The organism is Kocuria sp. LHG3120 (assembly GCF_049897445.1).
Classification (GTDB): domain Bacteria; phylum Actinomycetota; class Actinomycetes; order Actinomycetales; family Micrococcaceae; genus Kocuria; species Kocuria rosea.
Genome location: NZ_JAFCWG010000004.1, coordinates 148,898 through 166,682, shown reverse-complemented (window position 1 = coordinate 166,682; position 17,785 = coordinate 148,898). Strand labels below are relative to the sequence as shown.

Annotated in this window: 17 protein-coding genes; 8 read left to right on the top strand and 9 right to left on the bottom strand. The window is 73.3% G+C overall.

What is annotated here, in order from left to right; all coding sequences use genetic code 11:
* Window positions 1-31 precede the first annotated feature (31 nt).
* Complete coding sequence (locus tag ACP7CD_RS09700) at window positions 32-937, bottom strand: CPBP family intramembrane glutamic endopeptidase (protein WP_426120080.1); 906 nt, start codon at window positions 935-937, stop codon at window positions 32-34.
* Window positions 938-1,229: 292 nt separating this feature from the next.
* On the opposite strand from ACP7CD_RS09700, the gene ACP7CD_RS09695 reads away from it, so the two are divergent.
* Window positions 1,230-1,799 (top strand): dihydrofolate reductase family protein, encoded by a 570-nt coding sequence (locus tag ACP7CD_RS09695; protein ID WP_284562918.1) that lies wholly within the window; start codon window positions 1,230-1,232, stop codon window positions 1,797-1,799.
* Window positions 1,800-1,876: 77 nt separating this feature from the next.
* Here the strand turns inward: ACP7CD_RS09695 and ACP7CD_RS09690 are convergent, their stop codons facing one another.
* From ACP7CD_RS09690 to ACP7CD_RS09675, 4 genes are all read right to left on the bottom strand, one after another.
* On the bottom strand, window positions 1,877-2,275 hold the full coding sequence (locus tag ACP7CD_RS09690; protein ID WP_426120079.1) for a type II toxin-antitoxin system VapC family toxin: 399 nt from the start codon (window positions 2,273-2,275) through the stop codon (window positions 1,877-1,879).
* A gap of 5 nt (window positions 2,276-2,280) precedes the next feature.
* On the bottom strand, window positions 2,281-2,499 hold the full coding sequence (locus ACP7CD_RS09685; RefSeq protein WP_426120078.1) for a hypothetical protein: 219 nt from the start codon (window positions 2,497-2,499) through the stop codon (window positions 2,281-2,283).
* Between the two features lie 238 nt (window positions 2,500-2,737).
* Complete coding sequence (locus ACP7CD_RS09680) at window positions 2,738-5,374, bottom strand: AAA family ATPase (RefSeq protein WP_426120077.1); 2,637 nt, start codon at window positions 5,372-5,374, stop codon at window positions 2,738-2,740.
* Complete coding sequence (locus ACP7CD_RS09675; protein ID WP_426120076.1) at window positions 5,371-6,510, bottom strand: metallophosphoesterase family protein; 1,140 nt, start codon at window positions 6,508-6,510, stop codon at window positions 5,371-5,373. Before ACP7CD_RS09675 ends, ACP7CD_RS09680 begins: the two co-directional genes overlap by 4 nt.
* 115 nt (window positions 6,511-6,625) lie before the next feature.
* Between ACP7CD_RS09675 and ACP7CD_RS09670 the strand changes: the two genes are divergently transcribed.
* The 4 genes from ACP7CD_RS09670 (at window position 6,626) to ACP7CD_RS09655 (ending at window position 9,630) form a co-directional block, all read left to right on the top strand.
* A complete protein-coding gene (locus ACP7CD_RS09670; RefSeq protein ID WP_368826483.1) occupies window positions 6,626-7,270 on the top strand; it encodes a maleylpyruvate isomerase family mycothiol-dependent enzyme in 645 nt (214 codons plus the stop codon).
* Window positions 7,271-7,462: 192 nt separating this feature from the next.
* Complete coding sequence (locus ACP7CD_RS09665) at window positions 7,463-8,101, top strand: HD domain-containing protein (RefSeq protein WP_136340967.1); 639 nt, start codon at window positions 7,463-7,465, stop codon at window positions 8,099-8,101.
* Between the two features lie 35 nt (window positions 8,102-8,136).
* The gene (locus ACP7CD_RS09660; RefSeq protein ID WP_426120075.1) at window positions 8,137-9,114 is read left to right on the top strand and encodes a GlxA family transcriptional regulator; all 978 of its coding nucleotides are present in this window, start codon (window positions 8,137-8,139) and stop codon (window positions 9,112-9,114) included.
* A 105-nt stretch (window positions 9,115-9,219) separates the two neighbouring features.
* A complete protein-coding gene (locus ACP7CD_RS09655; RefSeq protein ID WP_284562912.1) occupies window positions 9,220-9,630 on the top strand; it encodes a VOC family protein in 411 nt (136 codons plus the stop codon).
* Between the two features lie 180 nt (window positions 9,631-9,810).
* On the opposite strand, the gene ACP7CD_RS09650 is transcribed toward ACP7CD_RS09655, so the two are convergent.
* Entirely contained in the window at window positions 9,811-10,878 is a 1,068-nt protein-coding gene (locus ACP7CD_RS09650) for a GAF domain-containing protein (protein WP_426120074.1), read from the bottom strand.
* 197 nt (window positions 10,879-11,075) lie between these two features.
* Between ACP7CD_RS09650 and ACP7CD_RS09645 the strand changes: the two genes are divergently transcribed.
* On the top strand, window positions 11,076-12,884 hold the full coding sequence (locus tag ACP7CD_RS09645) for a flavin-containing monooxygenase (RefSeq protein WP_426120073.1): 1,809 nt from the start codon (window positions 11,076-11,078) through the stop codon (window positions 12,882-12,884).
* 66 nt (window positions 12,885-12,950) lie between these two features.
* On the opposite strand, the gene ACP7CD_RS09640 is transcribed toward ACP7CD_RS09645, so the two are convergent.
* Both ACP7CD_RS09640 and ACP7CD_RS09635 read right to left on the bottom strand, forming a co-directional pair.
* A complete protein-coding gene (locus ACP7CD_RS09640; RefSeq protein WP_426120072.1) occupies window positions 12,951-13,772 on the bottom strand; it encodes a hypothetical protein in 822 nt (273 codons plus the stop codon).
* Between the two features lie 71 nt (window positions 13,773-13,843).
* Window positions 13,844-14,407 carry a GIY-YIG nuclease family protein gene (locus ACP7CD_RS09635; RefSeq protein WP_426120071.1) on the bottom strand — a complete coding sequence of 188 codons (564 nt, stop codon included), beginning with the start codon at window positions 14,405-14,407 and terminating at the stop codon, window positions 13,844-13,846.
* A gap of 171 nt (window positions 14,408-14,578) precedes the next feature.
* Here ACP7CD_RS09635 and ACP7CD_RS09630 point away from each other — a divergent pair, with 171 nt between their 5' ends.
* Together ACP7CD_RS09630 and ACP7CD_RS09625 are read left to right on the top strand one after the other, a co-directional pair.
* Window positions 14,579-14,941: a PadR family transcriptional regulator gene (locus ACP7CD_RS09630; protein WP_035923597.1), complete on the top strand. Its 363-nt coding sequence runs from the start codon at window positions 14,579-14,581 to the stop codon at window positions 14,939-14,941.
* Window positions 14,932-16,290: a permease prefix domain 1-containing protein gene (locus tag ACP7CD_RS09625; protein ID WP_323633222.1), complete on the top strand. Its 1,359-nt coding sequence runs from the start codon at window positions 14,932-14,934 to the stop codon at window positions 16,288-16,290. Before ACP7CD_RS09630 ends, ACP7CD_RS09625 begins: the two co-directional genes overlap by 10 nt.
* A 378-nt stretch (window positions 16,291-16,668) precedes the next feature.
* On the opposite strand, the gene ACP7CD_RS09620 is transcribed toward ACP7CD_RS09625, so the two are convergent.
* Entirely contained in the window at window positions 16,669-17,670 is a 1,002-nt protein-coding gene (locus tag ACP7CD_RS09620; RefSeq protein WP_017834879.1) for a LacI family DNA-binding transcriptional regulator, read from the bottom strand.
* Window positions 17,671-17,785: the final 115 nt, after the last annotated feature.

The window sequence follows — 17,785 nt, the reverse complement described above, 5'->3', positions numbered from 1 at the left end:
TGCCGACGCCGAGGACGGAGGCCCGGTCCGGTCACCCCGGGCCGACGACCGAGGTTCCCGGGCCGGGTCTGCGCGGTGCTGTCCACTCGGCGGCCGCGCGGCGTTCGGCGTCCCGGCCGAGGGGCCGCGTGCCCCGGCCTCGGACGCGGCGCTCCAGCGCCACCAGGAGCGTGAGCAGCACGACCGCGACCAGCACCTGCCACTCGCCCTCGACCGCTCCGAGGCTTCCGGCGGCGTTCCAGGAGGCGTGCTGGATGCCGATGGCCAGTACGCTGCCGCCGGTATCGAGCAGGTGCATGCCCAGCAGGTACCGGTAGACGGGAACGAGCAGAAAGAGCAGCGCGAGGTTTCCGGCGGTCTCCGAGCTCCACCCCTCGGCCAGGTACAGCGGCAGGTGGATCGCGGCGAACGGCGGGCCGGTGAGCAGCGCGGCGACCAGCAGTCCGTGCCGGGCGGTCAGCCGGGACTGGAGGAACCCGCCCCAGGCAGTCTCCTCCCACAGGTTGAGCACCAGCGCCCCGTAGACCAGGGTGGCGAACAGGTACCACCCCGCCTCGGCCGCCCAGCCGGCCGGAGGACTGCGCAGAGACCCGGTGACCGCGGCCAGGACCAGGGTGAGCACCGGCATGCCCAGCAGGACCACGGTCCAGCGGGCTGCGCCGAAGCGCCAGGCGAAGGCTCGTCCTAGCAGCCGGCGGACCGCGCCCGGCCCGTCCGCCAGGCGGGTCACGAGCAGGGCCGAGCCCAGCAGGGCGACGAAGTTCACGAACAGCAGGAACGGCTCCATCGGGGCCCCGGTGAGCGCGGGAACCGTCAGCGCCGCCCAGCCCAGGCCCAGGGCCAGGACGAGGAAGACCGTCACGGGCCGGCGCCGGACCGGCGAACGGCTCCGGGATCGGTGGCCGGTGTCGCGGGGGTCCGGGGCGGACGTGGTCATCGTGTTCCTCCCGACCGGTGCGTGCCGTCCGCACCCGGGGACGAGATCCCACCACCGCGTGCGCGGGCGGTGCTCATCGTCGTCGTGGCGCGCCCTGGTGCGTGGCTCTCACAGTGCGCGCGGGAAAGGACGGGAGCAAGGGGGAGCGGCCGGGGAGCACTTGTGTGTCGCCGCCAGCCGACGATGATGGAGAAGACACGGCCACGCGCGGTCCGTCCGCAGCCGGACCGGGATCGTCTCCCGAGCCCGGCGATCCGATCGACGGATTGCAGCGACGCACAGGAGGTCTCCGATGACCCGCACCGTCTTCTATACCGCCGCCACCCTGGACGGCTACCTCGCCGACGAGCAGGACTCCCTGGAGTGGCTGTTCCGGCAGGACTCCGATCCCGAGGGCCCGTTCCGCTACGACGAGTTCATCGCCGGGGTCGGGGCGGTCGTGATGGGCCGCACCACCTACGAGTGGGTCCGCGCGCACCTCCAGGCCTCCGGCGAGGACTGGCCCTATGCCATGCCCACCTGGGTGGTCACCCACGCCGAGCTGCCGGAGATCACCGGGGCGGACCTCCGCTTCGCCCAGGGTGAGGTGGCACCGATCCACGCCGCCCTCGCGGAGGCCGCCGGTGGGAAGGACATCTGGGTGGTCGGCGGCGGAGACCTGGCCGCCCAGTTCGCCGAGGCCGGACTGCTGGACCAGCTGCTGGTCTCCATCGCGCCGGTCACGCTCGGGGCGGGCCGCCCCCTGTTCCCCCGCCGGTTCGACCTCGAGCTGACGGACGTGGCCCGCAACCGCGCGTTCGTCTGCGCGACCTACCGCGTGGTCGGCCCGATGGCGCCCTCGGGCGGTGGGCCGGCCTCCTGAACCCACGGAGGGTCACATCTCGATCCGGTGCGCCTCTCGCAGGTTCACGAAGCGCTCGGGGTTGGAGGTCAGCACGATCATCGCCTCTCCACCCCCACCAGGCCGGTCAGATGTCTGAAGTCGTCGGTGTTCCGCGTGACCAGGGTGAGCCCGTGCACCATCGCTGTCGCCGCGATCATCCTGTCAATGACATTTGTGCGATGCGATGCACCATTCCTGACCGATTCCTCGACCAGCACGCCGAAAGCCAAGGCGCATCGATCATCGTAGGGAATGCCTGCACCGAAAGTGGCCCGCGTCCTCGCGAGTTCGTTCTCCCTCAGCGCCTTCTTTGTCGGGTTCGAGGCCATGGCCGCCACTCCCATGTGCATTTCCGACAGGGACAAGGAGCTGATGGTCAATCCGGTGAAGCCGCGCAGATCGGGGGTCTCCTGCTCCGGGTCCAGGAGGGCGATCAGGATGTTGGTGTCCAGCAACCCCCTCACGGGCTGTCCCAGGGATCATCCGCGACGACGTTCTTCCGGTCCTCAGACAGCTCCTTGCTCCAGCCGGTACTCTCCGGGGACGCGGTCATGAGGCGGTACACGTCCTCAGGGGTGACGTCCCTCGGTTGCTCACTGCCCAGCGCCTGAAGCGCCGCCTGCCCGAGTGCGGGCGGGAACGAAAGGTCAGGCCAGGCGGCGGGCTGAGCCTGCACCACGTACGCCTCCTGCTCGGGGCGCACCACTCGCAGCCGTCGGGCTACGCCTGAGACGAGGACACGGGGCGCCTTCGACCCGTGGGAGCGACGTCGGAGGCTGCCTCGCTTCGGCTGGTCACGATCCAGGCTCACGGTGACCCCCTTCCTCTCTGGCAGATATTGGACGTACTGACGACTTACCTGAAGAGCGTAGAGACGCCTGCTGGGACGCACCAGGGCAGTCGGCGCCGGGCCCGGCTCACATCTCGATGCGGTGGGCCTCCCGCAGGTTCACGAAGCGCTCGGGGTTCGAGGTCAGCACGATCACCTGGGTCCGCTCCCCGGCGGTCGTGATGGCCGAGGCCAGCCTCCGGAGCCGCTGCGGGTCGGAGTGGCCCAGGGCGTCGTCGAGCAGCACCGGCACCCCGTCCTCCGGGTCCACGAGCAGGGCGGTGGCGAGCCGGATGAGGATCACCAGCTGCTCCTTGGCCCCGGTGGAGAGGGCGGAGAAGGGCAGCCAGTCGCCGTCGAGCTTGCGCTGCTCCACCTCCAGGGACCCGCTCACCTGGACCTCGAAGTCCGGGCCGTAGACCGACCGGCCGAGGTGCTCCACCTCGGTGCGGAACGGCTGGACGTACTGGGCGTGGGCGCGCTCGCGGTGCTCCAGCAGCGTCCGCTCCAGGAGCAGGGCGGCCTCGGCGCGCCGCTCGATCCCGGCGAGGTGGCGCCGGGCGGCCTCGAGGCGCGTCTCGGCCTGGTCGTGGGCCAGCTGCACCCGGTCCCGGCCCATGCCCTCGAGCCGGCCCGCCAGGGACTGGTGGCGGCCCCGCCGCTCGCCCAGCAGGGACTCGAGCCCCGTGATCTCGTCCGCGACGTGCTGCTGGTCGGCGAGCACCCGGTCCGCGTCGAGACCGGCGAGGGCCGCCTCGTGCCCGTCGATCTCCGCCTGGACCGCGGCCAGCGCCTCGGCCGCCGCGGTGACGGCACGGTCGAGGTCCTCGTCCGGGACCTCGCGGCGGGCGTCCTCGAGCCGGGCCCGGGAGCCGGCGAGGGCGCGCTCCTGCTCGAGCGCGGCGCCCTGGAGGGAGTGCAGCGTCGTCTGGGCGGCCTGCAGGGCGGACCGGGCGGCTTCGGCAGCGGCCTCGGCGTGTAGCGCGGCGTCCTCGGCGTCGGTGAGGGCGGCCTCGGTTGCCTCGACCGTCTCCTGGGCGGCGCCGGCGGTCTCCGGGAGGGGAGCGCCGCGGTCCCGCCGGTCGCCGTACTGCTCGATCGCGGCGGTGAGGCGGTCCCGGTCGTCGCGCAGGCGGCTCTCGTCTTCGCCGTCGAGCAGGCGGTCCCGCTGGGCCCCGGCCTCGCGCACCTGCTGCGCCAAATCCTGCGCGGCACGCCACTCGGTGCGGGCCGCGGCGACCGAGTCGACCCCGTGCCGGGCCAGCAGTGCGGTGAACCGCTCGCGGGCCGTGCGGGCGGCGTCCCGGCGGGCCGCGATGCCCTGCTCCGGGAAGACCCGCAGCCGCCACTCGCCGGGGATCTCCACCTCGACCTCGTCCGTCACCGGGACGGACCACGACTCGTCCGGGGCGATCTCCTCGGTGCTGTCGCCGTGCACGATCGGGCGCGCGCGGCCCAGCGCGGTGAGCTCCACCCGGGCGCTGCCGGCCGCCAGCTCCGCCTCGGCCTTCTCCGCCGCCCGCTCGGCCCGCTCCAGCTCGTCCAGGATGTCCTCGTCGAGCTCCGTGCCGGGACGGGACCGCAGCTCGGCCAGCTGCGCCCGGACCGCCTCGAGCGAGTCCAGGATCTCGAGCACGCGGCGGTGGCGCTCGACGTCGTCCAGGTGCTTCCGGTCCTCCCGGGCGGAGCGGTGGGTCGCCCGGGCCTCCTGCACGGCCGCCTGGGCCGCGGTCCGGCGGTCCTCGGCCTCCTCGGCGCGCTCACGCACCGGGGTCAGCTCGGCCTCGCACGCCTGGAGCTGATCCGCGAGCGCCGCGCTGCGCTCCTCATCGGCGGTGAGTGCGGCCACGAGCTCCGCGCGGCGGGCCGAGTGCTCCCGGGCGCGGTCGAGCCCGCCCTGGGCGGCGTCCTTCCGGCGCTGGGCCTCCTGCCGCTGCCGCTGGACGGCCTCGATCTCCGCGGCGGCACGGTCCAGTTCCGCCTTCTCCGCCCGGGCCGTCCCGAGCTTCCGGCCGGTGGCGGCGATCTCCTCCGTGAGCTCGGCGAGCTCCTCCTCGACCACCGCGATGCCCCGCAGCTCCTCGGCGGCCTCCGCGGCCGCGGTCCCGGCCGCACGGCAGTCGGTCTCGGCCTGGAGGTACTTGGCGTTCTTCTTCCGCGTCGAGGTCCAGTACCTGTCGCACTCCGCGCTCACGCGCTCCAGGAGGGAGGCGACCTCGCGGTCGTCGCCCTGGGCCTGACCGGCGTGGCACTCCAGGGCCCGGCGCAGGGCCGCGCTGTCGGTGAGGGCGTTCTGGGTCAGCCCGCCGGCCTGCATGAAGCGCAAGGCCTTCCACAGCGCGGTGTCGGCCCCGCCCCACAGCTGCTCGGCGGCGTCGTGGGCCTCGCGGCTCGTGAGCTTGTGGCCGCTCCGGGGGCCCGAGATGTACTCCAGGGTGGTGGACGGCCGCTTCAGCCACTGCTTCGTGTAGACCACGCGGGTGGGCCCTATCGAGAACTCCGCCTCCACCAGGACGGGCACGTCCCGGCCGGCGGGCTTGGCCTCGGCGATCTTCTTGTGCCGGCTGCTGTCCGGGAGCTCGATCAGCGCGTCCAGGGCGTCGATCATCGAGGTCTTGCCGATCTCGTTGCGGCCGGCCAGCACCACGACCCCGGCGTCGGGGAACTCGACCTCGCGGGCGGTCACGCCGCGGAAGTTCTCCAGCTTGAGACGGTGCAGCTTCATCGGGTGGGTCCTCCCACGAGGCGGTACAGGAGCCGGAGCGCGTCCCCGGCGGCGGGCGCGTCCTCGGACTCCGAGGCCGCCAGCTCGCGCAGCTCGGTCACGGCGTCGGCGGCGTACCCGCCGACGTCGAGGTTCTCGAACTCGCCCTCGTCCGGGACGACCGCGAGGTCGGTGTGCCGCTCCCACGCGTTGAGGCTCGCGAAGATCTCCGCCTGCTCCTCGAGCAGATCGTCCAGCTGCGCGGACTCGGAGAGGTTCAGGGTGCCGGTGAAGACGGTCTTGAGGATGATCCGCTCCTTCGGGGTGAGGGCGGCGAGCTCGGCCCGCAGCGTCTCGACGTCGTCGGCGCCGTCGAGCTGCCGGTGGAGGACGCGGTGCTCCCACTGGCCCACCTCGTGGGAGGTGACGTCCACGGTGCTCCCGTCCAGCGCCACCTCGAGGACGTGGCCGCGGCCGTGCTCGCGGAAGCCCGTGGACTCGTGGGTGCCGGAGTAGTGGATGGCGCCGCGGTCGTCCTCGGGCCAGCGGATGTGCCGGTCGCCCAGCGCCACGTAGTGGATCGCCCCGCGGGCCAGGGCCTCGTCCAGGGGCGCTCGACGTACGGTCACCTGGGAGGTGCGGTCCGGGTCCAGTTCGTCGAGCATCCCGTGGCCGACGACGACGCGCAGCGTCCCGTCCGGGGCCAGCCCCTCCAGGGCCGGGGCGACCGGGTCCGCGTCGGGCCGCTTGCTGCGCCAGGGCGCGGCCACCAGCTCCACGCCCTCGGCGACCGGCCAGGGGCCCACCTCGTCCAGGAGCACGACGTTGTCGGGCCTCGCGCCGACGAACGCGTCCTGGGCGTAGATCGACCCCGGCCCGAGTGGGTCGTGGTTGCCCGGCAGCAGGTACACCGGCAGCCCCACCGAGCCCATGGCGTCCAGGGCGCGCCCGACGTCCCGGCGGCTGAGGTTGGCGTGCTCGAAGACGTCGCCGGCCACCACCACGAACGCGCATCCCCGGGCGCGGGCCAGCTCCCCGATGCGGCGGATCGTCTCGACCCGGTCACCGGTGTAGCGGGACTGGGCCTCGCCCTCGAGGTAGTGCCGGGTCATGCCGAGCTGCCAGTCGCTCGTGTGGAGGAATCGGATGCTCGTCATCGAGGCTCCTCGTGCGGTCGGGGGTGCTCTCCCAGGGGGTGGGTCCAGTGCCACGCTATCGGGATCGGCGGACACCGAAGGCCCCGGCACCCCGGCGTGTGCTTCGATGGGGCTCATGGAGTCGAGCAACCGGAACGACCTGTGGGCGGCCGTCCACGCCGAGCGCGCGCGCCTGGCCGAGGACCTGGCCGGACTGGACGAGACACAGTGGGCGGCGCCGTCCCTGTGCGGGCGGTGGACCGTGGAGGACGTCGTCGCGCACCTCACCGCGGCCGCGAGCATCGGCCGGCTCCGCTGGCTCCGGAGCGTGCTGGGCGCCCGCTTCGACTTCGACCTGCACAACCAGCGCCGCCTCGAGGAGCACCGGGGCGCCACCCCGGCCGAGACCCTCCAGCGGTTCCGGACCGCGGCCGGCAGCACCGCGGCGCCCTCCAAGGACACCGCGGCGTGGCTGGGGGAGGTCGTCGTCCACGGCCAGGACGTCCGCCGCCCGCTGGGGCTGCCGCGCACGCCGCCGGTCGGGACCGTGACCGCGGTGGCGCGGTTCTACGCGGGCAAGGACTTCGCGGTGCCCAGCCGCAGCGCCGCCCAGGGCCTCCACCTGGTGGCCACCGACGGTCCGTTCGAGTCCGGCGCCGGGCCCCTGGTCAGCGGGACCACGCTGGCGATCGTCATGGCGCTGGCCGGCCGCGCGGCGTACTGCGACGACCTGACCGGCGAGGGCATCTCGATCCTGCGGTCCCGCTGCTCGCCCGCCTGAGCGGGTTTCGCCGAGCGCGGGACACCGGCGGTGCCCATGGGGCGCGGGGTGGAGCCGTCCGGGATGTCCGGATCTGTGGGACGGTCGTCCGTCCGGACGCTGGGCATTCCGCCACCAGTGGGAGAGAGTGAGGAGAGGACCGGCCGCGCGCCGGTCCCGCACGACACCACGCACCCGAGCAGAGGAGACACCTTGGCCGAGACCATCGCCGGCATCACCGTTCCGGACTCCGCCCTCGTCCGCGAGACCACCGAGCTGGTCCGGGGGGCCGCCGACGAGAGCCTGTTCAACCACTCCCGCCGGGTCTTCCTCTTCGGCATGCTCAAGTCCGCCGCACGCGGACTCGAGGTGGACCCGGAGCTCGCCTACGTGGGCGCGATGTTCCACGACCTCGGCCTCACCGACGAGTACCGCACCCAGGACCAGCGCTTCGAGATCGACGGCGCCGCGGCGGCACAGGCGTTCCTGCGCGACCACGGCCGCTCCGCCGAGGAGGCGCGCAACGTGTGGCTGGCGATCGCCCTGCACACCACCCCGGCCATTCCGCTGCACCTGGAGCCCGAGGTCGCCGTGGTCACCCTCGGCGTCGAGACCGACGTGCTGGGCCTGGACCTGGACCAGATCTCCGAGGAGCACCGCGCCGAGGTCGTCGCCGCGCACCCCCGGCCGGACTTCAAGAACAAGATCCTCCGCGCGTTCTACGACGGCATGGCCGACCGGCCCGAGACCACCTTCGGCACCATGAACGACGACGTGCTCGCCCACTTCGACCCCGACTTCCACCGGGAGGACTTCGTGCGCATCATCCAGGAGAACGCCTGGCCCGAGTGAGCCCGAGCGCACCGGCGGTGGGGAAGAGCGGGGCCGTGACGACCGGTTCCCGGCGGGTGGTGTTCCTCGTGTTCGACGGCGTGAAGATGCTCGACGTCGCCGGCCCGGCCGAGGTCTTCGCCGAGGCCAACACCCTGGGCGCCGACTACGCGCTGAGCTACGCCTCGCCGTCCGGGGAGCCGGTGCGCACCTCCGTCGGGGCCCTGCTGCCGGTGGACGCGCCCGTCGCCGAGCTGTCCGACGCCGACACGCTGATCGTCGCCGGCGGTGACGGCCTCGTCTCCGCGCCGCTGCCCGAGGAGCTCGTCGACGCCGTCCGCGCATCCGGAACCCGGCCCCGGCGGCTGGTCTCCATCTGCACCGGGTCCTTCGTGCTCGCCGCCGCAGGGGTGCTCTCCGGCCGGCGGGCCACCACGCACTGGCGCCACGCCGAGCTCCTGGCGCGGGCGCACCCCGACGTCCGGGTGGAGCCGGACGCGCTGTTCGTCGAGGACAACGGGGTGTTCACCTCGGCCGGGGTCTCCGCCGGCATCGACCTGGCCCTTGCCCTCGTCGAGCGGGACCACGGGCCGGAGCTCGCCCGGGACGTCGCCCGCGGCCTGGTGATGTTCATGCAGCGCCCCGGCGGCCAGTCCCAGTTCTCCGCCCCGCTGCAGGCCCCGCCCCCGCGGACACCGGTGCTGCGCGCCGCCGTCGACCGGGTCTGCGCCCAGCCCGCCCTGGACCACAGCGCCGAGGCGCTGGCCGCCGCCGTCGGTGTCAGCTCCCGCCACCTCTCCCGGCTCTTCGCCGCCGAGCTGCAGAGCACCCCGGCCAAGTTCGTGGAACGCACCCGCCTGGACCACGCCAAGGGCCTCCTGGACGCCGGGCACAGCATCGCGGAGACCGCCCGCGCCGCCGGCTTCGGCAGCACCGAGACCCTGCGCCGGACGTTCGTGGCCCGGTTCGACGTCTCGCCCAGCCAGTACCGCGCCCGCTTTGCCAGCACCGGCACTGAGGACCGGCCCCGCTGATCGGTGCCGCACACCGTGCACCGCAACGGGGTGGTCACACCGTTGTGCCGATCGGAGGGCGGGGGGAGCATGGAGTCCCGGCCCGCCGAAGCTCCAGGAGTTCCCGTGGCGTACAAGTTCTTCCCCCACATCCCCGTCGCCGACCTGGAGCGCTCGCGGTCCTTCTACCAGGCCCTGGGCTGGCGGACGGCCCCCGGCATGGCCGAGGGGCACAGCCTGATCCTGGACCTCGGGGAGGACTTCGGGGTCACGCTCGTCGAGCGGCGGTTCATGCAGCAGGCCGTCGGCGAGGACCAGGAGCTCGCGGATCCCCACCGGACGGTGAGCGGCAGCTTCGCCCTGCTCGTCGACATCCCTGAGGAGGTCGACGCCCTGGTCGAGCGGGCGGTCGCCGCCGGCGCCACCGCGGGGCAGCGGAAGGACGACAGCTACACGAGCCACCGGGTGTTCGCGGACCCGGACGGCCACCGGTGGAACATCGTGTGGGCGGACCCGATCGTGACGACCCGGGAGTAAGACCCGATCCGGACGACGAGCCCGGACGCACCGCGGCCGGAGGTCTCAGGTCGGAGCCCCGCCCGGAGCAAGATTCACTAGATTCACAGGATTCACCGACGTTCACAGGGGTCGTGAACGGTGCGGGGGAGCGCCGGCATCCGGCCGGTCCGCCCGGCGCCGTCGTGCCCCCGCCCCGGCTCATCCGCGCCGGTAGGCGTGGCCCATCTCGGTGTGGGACCAGCGGGTCTCGATCCGGGCGTCGCCGCTGCGCCGCACGGCCTCGGCGGTCTCCCGGTCCAGCTCGGAGCGCCACTCCTCGATGGTGAGCAGGTCCGAGGAGCGCAGCAGCGGCTGCCGGTAGATGTTCAGGGCCCGGGTCACCTCGCCCTGCTCCAGGGCGGTCCTTAGTTGTGAGACGTCGCTGGTGACGGCGGCCGGATCGGCGAAGCGGTAGGGGCCGGTGGTGATCACCGCCCCGAGCCGGCGGCGGACCCGGTGGATCTCCGTGCGGACCGTGCCGGGGGTGCCGTGCTCGCCGTAGAGCTCGTAGGCCATCTCCTCGGCACTCCACCCGCGCTCGCGCAGGCTGAGCAGCGCGAGGATCTCCGCCGAGCGCGTCGGCAGGGGGAACCAGTCCCCGCCGCCCACCCGGGCCGCGGCCGGTTCGGCGAGCAGGCGCAGCTCCAGGGACGGCGTGCCGGTCGTGCCGGCGGGGTGTGGTGAGGCCGTCTGGGCGGCGAGCAGCGTCTCGATGACGCGCGCGGCCGAGCGGACCAGGGCCCTGGTGTCCGGGGTGGCGGTGCCCCGCGGCCCGGACAGGTCGATGACGCCGAGCACCTCCCCGCTGCCCGGGTGGCGCACCGGGGCGGACGTGCAGTCCCAGGCGCTGTGGGACCGGGCGAAGTGCTCCGTGCCCCGCAGCTCCTCCGCGGTCCCGCTGCGCAGTGCCTGGGCGATCGCGTTGGTGCCCACGCCGTGCTCGTCCCAGCCGGCGCCCTCGACGAAGCCGAGCCCGTCGGCGCGTCCCAGCGGCGAGCGTCCCCCGCGCCGCCACAGCACGGTGCCGTCGGGGCCCGTGAGGACGGCGACCCGGGCCTCCGCGGCGTCACGGACGACGCCCAGGAGGTCGGCGACGACGTCGACGTGCGACCCCAGCGGGGAGAGGGCGCGCAGCTGCTCGACCTCGTGGTCCGGGAGCACCTCCCGCGGGCCGTCCAGGTCGCGGGACATGCCCCGGGCGGCGCACCGCTCCCACGCCGAACGCACCCGTTCCGGTGTCCTCGCCGATCCGCAGCTGTCCACAGCGCGCTCCTCCGTCCTCTGCGCCCGTCCTGACGTCACCGGGTCCGTCACGGCGTCCGTCCTGATGCAACGCCGGGGAAACCCCCTCGGCCCCACAGTGGTGACACGCATCACATCGGACCCTATGCCACTGGGCGTCCGGCGTACACCGAGGAGGAACCATGACCACGATCGACACCGGCGTGGGAGCCGGCACGGACACCGCCCGCTCCTGGCTGGCCGCCCTGGAGGACGCCCTCGCGGCCGGCAACGCGGACGCGGCGGCGGATCTGTTCGCGGAGGAGAGCTTCTGGCGCGACTTCCTGGCGTTCACCTGGAACCTGAAGACGCTGGAGGGCCGCGAGCAGATCTGCCGGATGCTCGCGCAGACCCTGCCGCACGTCCGGCCCTCCGGGTGGGAGGTCGAGGGCGAGCCCACCGAGGCGGACGGGGTGACGGAGTGCTGGGTGCGCTTCGAGACCTCCGCCGGATCCGGGTGGGGCTACCTGCGGCTTCGCGACGGGAAGGCGTGGACCCTGCTGACCACGCTGCAGGACCTGCGCGGCTTCGAGGAGCAGAAGGGTTCGCGCCGGGACCGCGGGGTGGTCCACGAGATCACCCGCGAGCGCACCACCTGGCTGGAGCGGCGCCGGGCGCGGGAGGAGGCCCTCGGCCGGACGGAGCAGCCGTACTGCCTCGTCGTCGGTGGCGGGCAGGGCGGGATCGGCCTGGCCGCCAGGCTGCAGCGCCTCGGCATCCCCACGATCGTGGTGGACAAGCACGAGAAGGCCGGGGACGCCTGGCGCAACCGCTACAAGTCCCTGCACCTGCACGACCCGGTCTGGTACGACCACATGCCCTACCTGCCGTTCCCGGACGACTGGCCGGTGTTCCCCGCCAAGGACAAGGTCGCCGACTGGCTCATGCACTACGCCGACATCATGGAGCTGAACTACTGGGCGAGGACCGAGTGCCGGTCGGCCGCGTGGGACGAGCAGTCCGGGACCTGGACCGTCGTCGTGGACCGCGACGGCGAGGAGGTCGTGCTGCACCCCACCCAGCTGGTCTTCGCGCTGGGCGTCTCCGGGTACCCGAGGATCCCCGGGTTCCCCGGCGCCGACGTCTTCCGGGGCGCGCAGCACCACTCCTCCGCCCACGCCGGCGGCGACGACTGGGCGGGCAAGCGGGCCGTGGTCATCGGCTCCAACAACTCCGCCCACGACATCTGCGCGGACCTCTGGGAGCACGGGGCCGAGGTCACCATGGTCCAGCGCTCCTCCACCCACATCTCCCGCAGCGAGTCGCTCATGGACCTGGTCCTGAAGCCGCTCTACTCCGAGGAGGCGCTGGAGGCCGGCATCACCACGGAGAAGGCGGACATGCTGTTCGCGTCCTGGCCGTACCGGGTGCTGCCGGACGTCCAGCGGCCCGCGTTCGAGGCGATGGCCGAGCGGGACCGGGAGTTCTACGACGCGCTCGAGGCGGCCGGCTTCGACCTCGACTTCGGGGAGGACGGCTCCGGGCTGTTCCTGAAGTACCTGCGCCGCGGCTCCGGGTACTACATCGACGTGGGTGCCTCCCAGCTGATCATCGACGGGCGGGTCCAGCTGGCCACCGGTCAGGTCGACCGGCTCACGGAGGACGCGGTGGTCCTCGACGACGGGACCGAGCTGCCGGCGGACCTGGTCGTCCACGCCACCGGCTACGGGTCCATGAACGAGTGGCTCGCGGACCTGATCTCCCCGGAGGTCGCCGACCGGGTGGGCAAGTGCTGGGGCTACGGCTCCGACACCACCCGGGACCCCGGGCCCTGGGAGGGCGAGCTGCGGAACATGTGGAAGCCCACCAACGTGGAGAACCTCTGGATCCACGGGGGGAACCTGCACCAGAGCAGGCACTACTCCAAGTACCTCGCCCTGCAGCTCAAGGCCCGGATGGAGGGCCTGCCCACCCCGGTGTTCGAGCTCGAGGAGTCCCACCACCCCCGGTGATGCCGGCCCGGGCGCGTTGACGGGGCGCCGGAACGGATCGACCGTTCCGGCGCCCCGCCGGGCGGGTCACTCCTCGAGCTTCCGGGCCTGTTCGTCCCAGGCGGTGCGGGCGTCCCGGTCCGCGGTGGGGTGGTGGGTCTCCCGCAGGGCGCGCAGCGCGGCGGTGCGCTGCTGGGCCAGGGCCTTCGCGGCGGCCCTGGTGGCGGCGTCCTCGCGGGCCTGGGCCCGGGCGGCGGTCACGGCGTCCATGATGAGGTCCACGCCCAGGGCGCCGCCCTCCAGGTAGGCGGTGCGGACCTGCCGGTCCGGGTGGTACAGGTACTGGTCGTTGACCTGGCCGAGGGCGGTGTCGAACTCGGCGTCCGTCAGGTCGGAGATCATGGCGACCACCCGGTCCAGGCGGGCGTCCAGCTGGTCGAGCAGGTCGTGCCGCCGGGCGCTGCGGCGCAGGGACCACAGTGCGCGGCCGTGCGTGCGGAGCCGGTCCACGTCCCAGTCCGCCTGCGGCACCACGGACAGGGTGCCCGTGAGGAGCCGGGGGTCCCGGGAGTCCTCCGGCGGGGGCAGGGAGCGGAGGTGCCACGAGATCCAGGCCGTGCGCATGTTGGACGCCCCGGCCGCCCGGGCCTCCTCCAGCGACGTCCGCCCGGCCTGCGGGGCGGTGAGCGGCGGCCCGGCGTCGTCGTCCTCGGGCGCGTCCTGCCCGGCGGCGCGGGTCCGGTTCGTGATGACACCGGCGCTGAGCCAGATCAGCAGGCCGAGAAGGGCCAGGCCGAGGAGGGCCACCCCGCCGAGGAGCACGAACCGGAACAGGCCGACGAGCACCACCGCGGCGACCAGGGCCACCACCCAGACGGTGGCTCCGCCGCTGCTCCCGGTGTTGTCCATGACGGCCCCCGAACGACCACGTGCGTGCTGGGCACCCATTCTACCGCCGCGGCCCCAGTGGCCCCGGGAGCTCAGGACCGCTGGGGCAGGCCCTCGCGGAAGACCCGCTTGAGCTCGGTCAGCTCCGGTCCGTGCCCGGTGCCCTCGGTGTTGAGCGCCGGCTGGTGCGCGGCGACCCAGTGCTGCTCCAGGGCGTCGACATCGTCCTTGGTCCCGCACTCCGTCCAGCCGAGGAGCAGGTGCTCCTGCATCCAGGCCGTGAGCCGCTGCTCGTGCGCCGCGTCGAGGACCACGCGGCCCCGCCCGTCCACGGCGGCGCCGTCCCGCCAGGACGGGTCCCCGGGCAGGAGGGCGGCGAGCAGCGTGCGCCGCAGCGCCGAGGAGCGGGTGCGCCGCAGGTGCTGGCCGGCGATGCGCCGGTGGAGGTCGCGCCGGGCGCGGCCCACGTAGAGCAGCTCGGCCGTCCCCGACGTATGGCGGAGCCGCCGCACCTGGGGCAGGTGCAGCCCGGCCGCCTCCGGGTCGGGGGAGCGGGCGGTGTCCAGCCACCAGGCGTAGACGCCGCGGGAGGGGCGGACCTCCGCCTCCAGCGGCGTGCTCAGTGGGAGCGCGGCGAGGCCGGGCTGCGTGCTCACGGATCACCACCTCCTCGGGGCGTTCTCTTCTGCAACTCTGCTTCGACTGTAGGCGCAGGACGCGGCGGTGCCCACCCCGCCCGACTCGCGCCGTTGTTTCCGGCGCCACGCTTGCCATACCTAGCGCTGCTAGGGTTCAATGCATAGCACACCTAGGTATCAGGAGGCGCAGTGCGCATCGACAAGGACCTGGTCGCCGCCTCGGCCACCCCGCTCGTGCTGGGGATCCTGGCGGACGGCGACCTGTACGGCTACGCGATCCTCAAGCGCGTCAGCGAGCTCTCCGGCGGCTCCATGCAGTGGACCGACGGCATGCTCTACCCGCTGCTGCACCGGCTCGAGCGCCTCGGCCACGTGTCCTCCTCGTGGGGCACGTCCGAGGCCGGGCGCCGGCGCAAGCACTACGCGATCACGGCCTCGGGCCGGGCCGCGCTCGCCGACCGGCAGGAGCAGTGGACGGTCGTCGCCGACGCGCTGCGGCAGGTGTGGCAGGCCGCGCAGCAGCCGCCCGCCACGACCGAGCGGTGGGCGTGATGGAGCTGCACGCGGAGCAGGAGGCCCAGATCGGGCGGTGGCGCGGCTGGGTCCAGCGCCGCCAGGCGATCTCCCCGGCCGACGTGGACGAGCTCGAGGACCACCTGCGCGAACAGGTCGCGGACCTGCGGGCCACCGGGCTCGACGACGACGAGGCCTTCCTCGTCGCGATCAAGCGCATGGGCAATCTCGACGCCGTCTCGCACGAGTTCGCCCGCGAGCACTCCGAGCGGCTGTGGAAGCAGCTCGTGCTCCTCCCGGAGGAAGCCGAGGACGCCGGCGCGCCGCCGTGGCGGGAGCTGGGCGTCGTACTGGCGCTCGCGGTCGGGGCCGGGCTGGCGGTCAAGGCCGGCACCGCCTGGCTCGGCGACGAGGCGGTGCTGGCGCGCAACCTCGGCCTGCTCGTGCTGCCCTTCCTCGCCGGGTACTTCGCGTGGAAGCGCCGGCTCACCGCGCGCGTGGTGGCGGCGCTGCTCCTCCCGTTCGCGCTGCTGGCGGTGGTGCTCAACGTCTATCCGTTCGTCCCCGGCGGGTCCACCGAGCTGCTCGCCGCCCTGCACGCCCCGGTGGTCCTGTGGCTGCTGGCGGGAATCGCCTACACGGGCGGGAGGTGGCGCTCCGACAGCCGGCGGATGGACTTCGTCCGCTTCACCGGCGAGCTCGTGATCTACTACACGCTCCTGGCCCTGGGCGGGGCGGTGCTGGTCGGGCTCACGTTCGGGGCCCTCCAGGTCCTCGGGATCGACCTGGAGCCGGTGCTGGAGGACTGGATCCTGCCTTTCGCCGTGCCCGGGGCGCTCGTGGTGGCTGCGTGGCTGGTCGAGGCCAAGCAGAACGTCGTCGAGAACATCGCCCCGGTCCTCACCCGGGTGTTCACGCCCCTGACCATCCTGATGCTGCTGGCCCTCCTGGTGGTGCTCACGGCGGCCGGCGGGCTCGTCGACGTTGACCGCGGGCTGCTGATCCTGATGGATGCGATCCTCGTGCTGGTCCTGGCGCTGCTGCTCTACTCGATCTCCGCCCGCGACCCGCTCGAGCCGCCCGGCCTCTTCGACGGCCTGCAGCTGGTGCTCGTCGTCGCGGCCCTGGCGGTGGACGCGGTGATGCTGACCGCGATGCTGACCCGGATCGCCGAGTTCGGCTCCAGCCCCAACAAGATCGCCGCGCTCGGGCTGAACCTGCTGCTGCTGGTGCACCTGGTGCGGGCCGCCTGGCTGAGTGCCGGGTGCCTGCGGGGACGCCGGCCGTTCGCGGAGCTGGAGCGCTGGCAGACGCGCTACCTGCCGGTCTACGGCGTGTGGGCCGCGGTCGTGGTGGTGGTCTTCCCGCTGGTCTTCGCCTTCGCCTGACCGGCGGGCTGCCTGACCAGCGGGCTCCGGGTTCGCACCGCGGGGCGGCTGCTGCGGGCGGAAAGGGGCCTGCGCGTCCCGGTGGCAGGGGAGTCGCCCCCCGACGACTGACCAGATGGTCCGAGGCCCGCTGCCACCAGGACGGCGGCATCATGATCGTCGTCGTGCCGGCGGCCTTGCGGCCGGTCGTCCCGACGCGATCCTCACGCGGCGGCTCAGCCCCCCGGCTGATCACCTGCGTGATGCATCAACACTAACACCGGCCTACTACCTGATCGATTCGCATTCTGTCCACAGTTGCGCCGACTTGCCCCGGAGCCCAACCCCGCACCTGACGGCCTGCTGGTCCTCCGGTCCTGCGGTGGGAGCGACCGGTGCTCAAGCGCTCGTGCGCACGACGAGCTCCGGGGGGAGCCGGACGCTCTCCACGTCCCGGCCGTCGAGAACGTCCATCAGCATCTCGAAGCCCTGCCGGCCGATGCTGTGCATGGGGGAGCGCACGGTGGTGAGCCCCACGCTGCCAGCCAGCGGCGTGTCGTTGAACCCGACGAGGGCCATGTCCTCCGGGACCGTGACCCCCTCCCGGGCGAACACGCCGAGCGCACCGATCGCCGCGAAGTCGTTGACCGCGAACACCGCCTCGGGCAGCGGCCCGACGGCCAGGATCCGGGCGGCGGCCGCGCTGCCGGCCGGGGCGTCGAAGCCGCCGGGGACCACCCGTGCCGGGTCCACCCCGAGGCCGTGCCCGGCGAGCGCGTCCAGGAAGCCGGCGCAGCGGTCGATCGAGGTCGAGGCCCGCGGATTGCCCGCGATGAGCCCGAAGGTCCTCCGGCCGGACGCGACGAGGTGCTCCGCGACCATCCGTCCCCCGGCGTAGTCGTCGCAGGTCACGGACCGGTGCCCCGGGGACCGCCGGCTCACCAGCGTGAAGGCCACGCCGCGCTCGGCGAGCTCGTCCAGGAAGGGGTCCTCGAACAGGGCGTCGCCGAAGATCAGGCCGTCGGCACGGCGGTCCAGCAGCTTCTCCGCCTTGGCGCGGTGGGCCGCGGCGTCGTCCAGGGAGTTGGAGACCACGGTGAAGTAGCCGTGCTCGGAGGCGGCCTCGTCGATGCCCTCGTACATCGTGGCCAGGACGTAGTCCTGCAGGCGGGGCACGACGACCCCGATCATGTGCGACTTGGCCGTGCGCAGCGACGCGGCGTAGGGGTTCTTGCGGTAGCCGCGCTCCTCCGCGAGCGCGAAGATCCGCTCCGTGGTGTCCGGCGAGGCCCACTTGGAGCCGAGGCCCTTGGGGTCGTTGAGCACCCGGGAGACCGTGGAGGGATTGAGGCCCAGCTCGGCCGCCAGGGCCTTCAGCGTGACCGCCGGTCGTGCGCCCATGTCCACCTCCTCGCGGCTGTTTCCACACAGTAACGGACGTTAAATTCTCGTGAATGTGTTGCGCATCACTCTAGAGACGCTCTATGGTCGATCCCAACATCGTACGCAATCGATT

Coding starts and splice junctions, on each gene's coding strand:
- ACP7CD_RS09645 (WP_426120073.1), top strand. CDS start 11,076: ATGACCACGATCGACACCGGCGTGGGAGCCGGCACGGACACCGCCCGC.
- ACP7CD_RS09670 (WP_368826483.1), top strand. CDS start 6,626: ATGGAGTCGAGCAACCGGAACGACCTGTGGGCGGCCGTCCACGCCGAG.
- ACP7CD_RS09695 (WP_284562918.1), top strand. CDS start 1,230: ATGACCCGCACCGTCTTCTATACCGCCGCCACCCTGGACGGCTACCTC.
- ACP7CD_RS09700 (WP_426120080.1), bottom strand. CDS start 937: ATGACCACGTCCGCCCCGGACCCCCGCGACACCGGCCACCGATCCCGG.
- ACP7CD_RS09675 (WP_426120076.1), bottom strand. CDS start 6,510: ATGACGAGCATCCGATTCCTCCACACGAGCGACTGGCAGCTCGGCATG.
- ACP7CD_RS09620 (WP_017834879.1), bottom strand. CDS start 17,670: ATGGGCGCACGACCGGCGGTCACGCTGAAGGCCCTGGCGGCCGAGCTG.
- ACP7CD_RS09680 (WP_426120077.1), bottom strand. CDS start 5,374: ATGAAGCTGCACCGTCTCAAGCTGGAGAACTTCCGCGGCGTGACCGCC.
- ACP7CD_RS09640 (WP_426120072.1), bottom strand. CDS start 13,772: ATGGACAACACCGGGAGCAGCGGCGGAGCCACCGTCTGGGTGGTGGCC.